This window comes from Moorena sp. SIO4A5, from assembly GCF_010672005.1.
Taxonomy (GTDB): domain Bacteria; phylum Cyanobacteriota; class Cyanobacteriia; order Cyanobacteriales; family Coleofasciculaceae; genus Moorena.
In genome coordinates this window covers 1-6046 of sequence record NZ_JAAHHZ010000282.1, presented here as the reverse complement: position 1 = coordinate 6046, position 6046 = coordinate 1, and the positions used below count along the sequence as shown (strand labels likewise).

General features: G+C 43.7%; 8 protein-coding genes. 4 read left to right on the top strand and 4 right to left on the bottom strand.

All coding sequences use genetic code 11. The annotated features are described in order from the left end of the window. Window positions 1-109 precede the first annotated feature (109 nt). Window positions 110-277, top strand: coding sequence for a hypothetical protein (locus F6K57_RS35010; protein WP_158069829.1), 168 nt, complete (start codon window positions 110-112; stop codon window positions 275-277). Between the two features lie 91 nt (window positions 278-368). Here the strand turns inward: F6K57_RS35010 and F6K57_RS35005 are convergent, their stop codons facing one another. Together F6K57_RS35005 and F6K57_RS35000 are read right to left on the bottom strand one after the other, a co-directional pair. Further along, a complete protein-coding gene (locus tag F6K57_RS35005; RefSeq protein WP_293072584.1) occupies window positions 369-1949 on the bottom strand; it encodes an NAD(P)-binding domain-containing protein in 1581 nt (526 codons plus the stop codon). Window positions 1950-1954: 5 nt separating this feature from the next. Continuing rightward, complete coding sequence (locus F6K57_RS35000) at window positions 1955-2512, bottom strand: hypothetical protein (RefSeq protein ID WP_075904539.1); 558 nt, start codon at window positions 2510-2512, stop codon at window positions 1955-1957. Window positions 2513-2831: 319 nt separating this feature from the next. On the opposite strand from F6K57_RS35000, the gene F6K57_RS34995 reads away from it, so the two are divergent. The 3 genes from F6K57_RS34995 to F6K57_RS34985 all read left to right on the top strand — a co-directional run bounded on the left by F6K57_RS34995 (window position 2832) and on the right by F6K57_RS34985 (window position 4617). Further along, complete coding sequence (locus F6K57_RS34995) at window positions 2832-3086, top strand: hypothetical protein (protein WP_293072583.1); 255 nt, start codon at window positions 2832-2834, stop codon at window positions 3084-3086. A 140-nt stretch (window positions 3087-3226) separates the two neighbouring features. Beyond that, window positions 3227-4177 carry a sulfotransferase domain-containing protein gene (locus F6K57_RS34990; protein ID WP_075904537.1) on the top strand — a complete coding sequence of 317 codons (951 nt, stop codon included), beginning with the start codon at window positions 3227-3229 and terminating at the stop codon, window positions 4175-4177. An 11-nt stretch (window positions 4178-4188) separates the two neighbouring features. Continuing rightward, entirely contained in the window at window positions 4189-4617 is a 429-nt protein-coding gene (locus F6K57_RS34985) for a methyltransferase (protein ID WP_081431383.1), read from the top strand. Between the two features lie 123 nt (window positions 4618-4740). Here the strand turns inward: F6K57_RS34985 and F6K57_RS34980 are convergent, their stop codons facing one another. Both F6K57_RS34980 and F6K57_RS34975 read right to left on the bottom strand, forming a co-directional pair. Next, the gene (locus F6K57_RS34980; protein ID WP_229415499.1) at window positions 4741-5613 is read right to left on the bottom strand and encodes a class I SAM-dependent methyltransferase; all 873 of its coding nucleotides are present in this window, start codon (window positions 5611-5613) and stop codon (window positions 4741-4743) included. Window positions 5614-5742: 129 nt separating this feature from the next. After that, on the bottom strand, window positions 5743-6046 hold a 304-nt coding region (locus F6K57_RS34975; RefSeq protein ID WP_293072580.1), incomplete at its 5' end, for a hypothetical protein.

Below are 6046 nucleotides of genomic sequence, written 5' to 3'. Positions count from 1 at the left end.
GGCTGTGACCTGTTTTACATCGGTTTGGAATTGGACTTTCAGATTACGGACGTCAAGAACATTGTCAGTCATGGCATTCAAGAGGATTAAGTTAGCAGAGTTAACTTAAATGATACAAAACTTGACTCTAGGGTTTACTCCCTACGTCAGCTGTCAGCCGTCAGCCGTCAGCTTAAGCGCTACGCGCACGCTACGCGAACAGCTATCAGCTGTTTTCTATCTTCAATCAGATCGATCTGGCTGCTACCTGGGAAGTAAGCTATCAGCTATCAGCTGATAGCTGATAGCTTACCTCGAACTATTAAATTCTCCCTAAAGAGGTTTATTTTAAGCTGACCGCTGACCGCTGACTGCTGACCGCTGAATGCTTAGGCTGATTGAGCTTTGTTTTTGGCCAAATTCCTAGCAAAATAGAGCGGATTCAACAACCCCTTAACTAGAGCCTTGAACCCATAAATCACACGACCTCTTAGACCAGCTTTGATAACGTGATTATTGAATGGAATCACTGGTAACTTCTTGATCAGCTCTTGAGCCAAGGCTTTCTTTTGGCCTGGTCCTCGTAAACGAAACTGAGTACCTTGGGTCGGACCATATACGATGGTAAACCAGAGCCGAGGATGTAATAAAAAGTATTTCCACAAGGGCGGTTTGCACCCGATTAAATCAGCTAGCTCGTCGATGTATATATGATAATCAAGCAAGCTTCGGATGCGAGTGGCATTATGTTCAAACTGTTGTAAATATTTGGCTTTATCAATAGATGCCACCTGCTCCATTTCCTCAGAAGCGGGAAGAGTTCGTTCCCCAGTGCAAATCAAGGCAAAAAATCTCGCTTGCATTTCCGTAAGAGGAAACTGACTGCCAATGGCTGGACGTGCCCAGCCAATCCAAGCGATTTTATCCCGATACAAGGCATGAAAGATATGTTTGTAAAGACTCCGGGGGTCAGTTTTTCTCAAGTGCTTAGGCAGGAAAGACACATAGTTTTTGTAGCCCGTACAAAATACTACCGCATCCACGTTTTCAAGGGTTTCTCCATCAGCCGCTATCAATGTTCTGCCACCATCTTTTACCTTCACTATTTCGCCGACCACTTGACAGCCGTGATAGACAATTGCCTTGGGTAAGGAGATATTTTTAGTTGCGTATGTCCCCCAGACCCCTTTTTTAGCCTTAACCTTCTGATTAAGTTTAACTGCCATGTCGTAAGTTGGATCATTTTGGCTCAACCACTTTTTAAAGAGCAATTGGGTCAAAGTATCTCCATAGTCCCTTGGTAGACCGTATACACCGCGATGGCTAGCAGTATCGGCAGCATAGTCACCTCTCTTCCTGGGTATTATCCACCCAGCTGAATTGCGAAGGCTGATCCAGCACTTGTTGGCGACACCAGATAGTTCTAGGGCTATGTCTGAAGCTGACTCACCTCCCCCAACTACTAATACGGTTTTGCCCACAAAGTTATCGGCATTACGATATTCCTTGGAATGGGAAAACTCCACTTCAGTTAATAAGTCTTTCCACTCTGGATAATTTGAGATACTGTTGTTACCAATTGCCAAAGCTACCCGTTTTGAGTGCAAAATCTCTCCAGATGCTAGTTGAACTTTCCACCCTTGATTGTCTTCGGGAGTGACTGCTACAACTTTGGAGTTGAAACGAATTTTCTCTAAAACACCAAAATGTTTGCCATAGCTCTTCCAATAGTCAACCGCTTCGTTCTTTGTCCAGAATTTGTGCTGATTACCATCACCTATCCAGAAGTCAGAAAACATACTAAATGCGCAAGAACTAGTCAGCACTAAACTGTCGTAGGCATGGGCATAAACCCCGCCCAAATCCTCTGCTTGCTCTAAACATACTACCTCGCCTACTCCTTGCTCTAGTAATTCTTTGGTAGTAACTATACCGGCTGGCCCTGCTCCAATCACGATGCAATCTAACATACAATTTAACCTCCGATGTTGGGAGTAAGCGCAAAGACAAATGAATCCGCGAGTATAGATTCAGCAACAGTAGGATTAATCCCCAAGGGTTGCAAGCAAGTTAGTTGGTCTAATACATTGAGCATACTATACCCCTGAAGCTGAAAGCCTTGCTCCGTTAAAAACTGCCTAACCTGATCGAAATTGTCAAAGATAGTATCATAGCTCTTTCTGCCTCCTCCAGGTTTTCTGAGCCTAGTTGATGGAGCAACAATCGCCACACTACTCAACGGTTCCTGTAGCTCTTTGATACCTTCTTTGACTGTTTTGGCACCAATGCCTGTGGCAAAGACTACCAGCTCTATTCCATCTTCACCTAGTGCCACTGCTTCCGATGCTGCCCACAATCGTCTCAGCTTTTCATTCATGTAAGGAACTAATGCCTCAAACTTGATTCTGAGCGACTCGATGATTGACATCTCCATGATTTGACTTAACGAGCGCACTAATACTATTGATGGTGGTTGAACTAAGTGATACCCCATCCCCCGCTCAAAACCCCAACCATCTAAAAATCTCTTCATAATCCAATTTACCAGCAATGGAATTATTTCTAACTTCTCAATTGGTAAGTTATTTCTGCGCGTCTCCTAAGACCTAATTGAACAAAAATGAGCGACGCATTCCCCCACCACGAGAACGCAGGTGGGGGTCTTTGAGCGGCAAATTGTGATATAATTGATTTATGTTGAGTGGTACGGCAAAGGGCAGAACAAGATTCTGAGCAACCTAGAGGCACGACCTCTCACGATAGGGCATCAAACCTGTTTTTCCTGTCTAGTCGGTTCATAAACGTCAGACTCTAGGTAAAAGTTTCTAAATACAAGCCCCATAGCGGAAGCGATGCAGCGCGGTCTTGGGGAGGCAGTGCGGTCTTGGGGAGGCAGCGCGGTCTTGGGGGTTTCCCCCATGAGCGACTGCCGTGGTTCCCCCCATGAGCAACTGCCGTGGTTTCCACGGGGCTTACAAGGTGCGGACGCAGGTTCCGCACACAGACCCAAAACCATGAGCGACTGCATCAAGACAACGACTTGGGGGAATAGTAAGCGCAAAAGTCCTGGCAACAGGCGCGAGAATGCCGCCTGTCGCTTCGGATAAAACCTTGTAACTAAGACGGACACCCCCACCTGCGTTCTCGTGGTGTAGGAAGCATTCATTAATTAATTAACCCGCTCAGGAGCGGAATAAATCAAATCATATTGCTATAGAATAATTATTCTAGGATCTTTACGGCCAGAATGGACAAAGTTATGAATGAGATACAATCAACGACAACTGTAAAAATAGCTGGATACGAAGATCAATTACATGCTGAAATACTTGACGACATACAGGTGGGAGAATATGGGTACAAATATCGCATTCTGGATGGTCTTGTCGTTCCACCTTATACCACGCCTGATAGATACAATTTGTCCCGAACGCTAGAAACTCGTCCTGAAGATGTCTGTTTCATCTCATATCCAAAGTCCGGTTCATCTTGGTTATCTTATATCCTTCTGTTGATTGTCCAGCAAGGAGAAATTCCTTCTGATAAAACTTTACGAGATAGCCTTCATTGGGTGGCGAGTTCTTGGCCTTATCCACGGAGCAGAAGTGAGCTGGAAGCCTTTCCTTCACCGAGAATATTTAAGAGTCATATGCCTTATCAAATGGCAGTCGGTGGTAATCCAGTCAAGAATCCATGTAAATACATCTATATTGCCAGGAACCCTAAAGATGTTGTCGTGTCCTATTATTATTTCGAGAGTGATAGAGCATGGGCAGGTAATTATTCAGGGCCGTGGGAACATTGGTTTGAGATGTTTATGGAAGGAAAAGTTCAACGGGGTGATTGGTTCAAACATGTCCTGAGTTGGTGGGAGCATCGAAATGCTGAGAATATTCTATTTCTGAAATATGAAGATCTGAAAAAAGAGTTTGATGCTGAGATCAAAAAAATCGCAGATTTCTTAGGATATCCCTTATCCCCTGAACTAATTAATCAAATCAAGGATAAAACATCTTTCAAAAACATGAAGGATGATAAGTTTAGTAATATGCACGAGTTCTTGAAACCCAGCAGTTTTTTCCGAAAAGGTGTGATAGGTTCGTGGAAAGAAAAATTCACAGTTGCTCAAAATGAACAGTTCGATGCTTTATATGCTGAACGAATGAAGGCTTCTGGGCTCAAGTTTGATATTGATTAGAATGGAGCTTCATCTGTTTTGGATCTATCTTTGAAGGAGCGCTGCGGTTTCTAGCAGAAAAAGGTGTGAGCAAGCGATGCGATCTGGTGACAGGTAGCTTTTTTGAATCGATCCCAGCTGGTCATGATATTTACCTAATGAAGCATATTCTGCACAACTGGAGCGACGAGCAGGCAACAGAACTGTTACGTTGTTGCCGAAAAGCCATCACACCACATGGTAAGCTTCTCATTCTCGAAATGCTCCCTGCCGGTAATGATTTCCACCCTGCCAAATGGTTTGACATATCAATGATGGTATCTTTAGGAGGTAAAGAACGGACTGAGCTAGAGTTTAGCAGACTTTTGGCTCAGTCTGACTTCAAGTTGCAGCGAATTTTACCGATGGAGTCTCCAGTTGTGATCCTTGAAGCCAACCCTGGTATAGCATTTTCATACTGATGATGACAAAGCTTATCCTTTTAAGGCAAAAGGCATGCATGGCTATTGGCAATAGTCAAGATGGTTTTCAGGGAATCAGCCTCAAATAATACTGTACCTGATTACTGCGATCAACGCGCTTATTTAACTTCCGATATCGGGAGTAAGCACAAACACAAATGAATCCGCGAGTATAGATTCAGCAACAGCAGGATTAATCCCCAAGGGTTGCAAGCAAGTTACTTGGTCTAATACATTGAGCATACTATATTCCTGAAGCTGAAACCCTTGCTCCGTTAAAAACTGCCTAACCTGATCGAAATTGTCAAAGATAGTATCTGTGTCTGAGGTGGCTGTCATCCCTCTGACTGTCTGGCTCAATTTTTGCCAAGCTGGGCTATTTCCCCGTACCCTACTCAAATATTCTTTTGTGATTAAATCAGGGGTTATCCACACACCACCATAAACCTGAAGCAACTCCCGGACATTAGCAAACAACCGCTGTTTTTGATTAAATGTCAGGTACAGCAGTAGTCCCTCGCATACTACAGTAATGGGCTTTTGGGAATCTAGATAATCTACATCGAGAGGGAATTGGCTGGGTTGACTAGTGGCATCAATCCCAACAAAGTGCAAGTTTGAGCGTACGCCAACTAGCTGTTTCACCAGTTGCTGTTTGCCCGTTATCATCCCTGGTAAATCACTCTCGATAAAAGTTGTAGAAGGGTCACCAGACATTACCATGCCCCGTGGCACCAAGCCGGAGGCTAGTTCAAGGATTTGAGTTGTTTGAAATTGAGCCATCACTTGATTGATAGCTTTATACCGACCTTCAAATAAAACTGCTACTTCAAAGGATTTATCGGACTGTTGTTTTTGTAACTGCTCCACGAAAGCTTGAGCATTAACCAATTGTGCCAATTCTTGGGAATAAGGAATATCGGTAAACTGTCTGGCATAAGCCACTAGTAAAGCTGTGGGACTGATTTTGTCGAAGGAACTAGTTGGCACCTGCATGATTATGAATTGGAAATTGGGAATTTAGGGAGTAGTAAAAAGGGGAAAATTGCTTTAGCAAAGGGAACAGCGGATCTGGGAGTAGGGAGGTGCATCTCACTTACAAAAATGAGATGCACGCAGTTCTATCTACCCTTTACCAAAGACAAAATTACCAGGTGCTTCTGGATCTTCACTACGGAAGAATTGATCGAGCAGCTCGATATGTTTTTCTTTAGAAATGGAGTCATCATCCTTTAAATTGAGCCGTTTGAATACCTCGTTAGCAAAATTTTCATCACGTCCGGCGCTTCGATACCATTGTCTGTATTCCTCCAAATCCAGTTGCTCATCCCCATTAGTATCAAATACGCTAAAGACGAAACTGGCGATGCCCTTTATTTGTGCTTCATAAGCGTCTTGGTCATTAAGGATATTCTCGATATATGCCAGA

Excerpts from the sequence above, each read along its gene's own strand:
- F6K57_RS35010 (WP_158069829.1), top strand. The coding sequence starts at position 110 with ATGATACAAAACTTGACTCTAGGGTTTACTCCCTACGTCAGCTGTCAG.
- F6K57_RS35005 (WP_293072584.1), bottom strand. The coding sequence starts at position 1,949 with ATGTTAGATTGCATCGTGATTGGAGCAGGGCCAGCCGGTATAGTTACT.
- F6K57_RS35000 (WP_075904539.1), bottom strand. The coding sequence starts at position 2,512 with ATGAAGAGATTTTTAGATGGTTGGGGTTTTGAGCGGGGGATGGGGTAT.
- F6K57_RS34995 (WP_293072583.1), top strand. The coding sequence starts at position 2,832 with ATGCAGCGCGGTCTTGGGGAGGCAGTGCGGTCTTGGGGAGGCAGCGCG.
- F6K57_RS34990 (WP_075904537.1), top strand. The coding sequence starts at position 3,227 with ATGGACAAAGTTATGAATGAGATACAATCAACGACAACTGTAAAAATA.
- F6K57_RS34980 (WP_229415499.1), bottom strand. The coding sequence starts at position 5,613 with ATGCAGGTGCCAACTAGTTCCTTCGACAAAATCAGTCCCACAGCTTTA.